The 600-nt window shown below is 72.2% G+C and carries 1 protein-coding gene; it reads right to left on the reverse strand.

Translation table 11 applies throughout. From position 1 onward, the window contains the following. A partial coding sequence (gene efeU, locus IE329_RS40095) for an iron uptake transporter permease EfeU (protein ID WP_190215999.1) occupies window positions 1-600 on the reverse strand: 600 nt, incomplete at both ends.

Below are 600 nucleotides of genomic sequence, written 5' to 3' on the forward strand. Positions count from 1 at the left end.
CCCGGCGGTGTCGGGCCGGCGGGCGGGCGGTGCGGCCGGGCGGCTGCCGAAGAGGCCGAGGAAGATCGCCAGGGTCGGGACCAGGTAGGCCGCCCAGACGGCGAGCTGAAGGACCGTCGGGTCGGGCTGGAAGTTGAACACGCCCTTGAGCAGGGTCCCGTACCAGCTGTCCTTGGGGACGGTGGCGCTGATGTCGAAGGCCTGGCTGTGCAGGCCCGGGATCCAGCCCGCCTCCTGGAGGTCGTGCACCCCGTAGGCGAGCACGCCCGCCGCCACGACCACCAGCATGGCGCCCGTCCAGGTGAAGAACCTCGCCAGGTTGATCCGCAGCGCGCCCCGGTAGAACAGCCAGCCGAGCACCACCGAGGAGAGCAGGCCCAGCGCCGCGCCGACCAGCGGGTTCCACCCGTCGTTGGTGGCCTGCACCGCCGACCAGATGAACAGCGCCGTCTCCAGCCCCTCCCGGCCCACCGCCAGGAACGCGGTGCCGACCAGCGCGAAGGTGCCCATCGCGATCGCCGCGTCCAGCTTGCCGTGCAGCTCCGCCTTGAGATGCCGGGCGGTGCGCCGCATCCAGAACACCATCCAGGTGACCAGGCC

It is taken from the genome of Kitasatospora indigofera, from assembly GCF_014655955.1.
Taxonomy (GTDB): Bacteria; Actinomycetota; Actinomycetes; order Streptomycetales; family Streptomycetaceae; genus Kitasatospora; species Kitasatospora indigofera.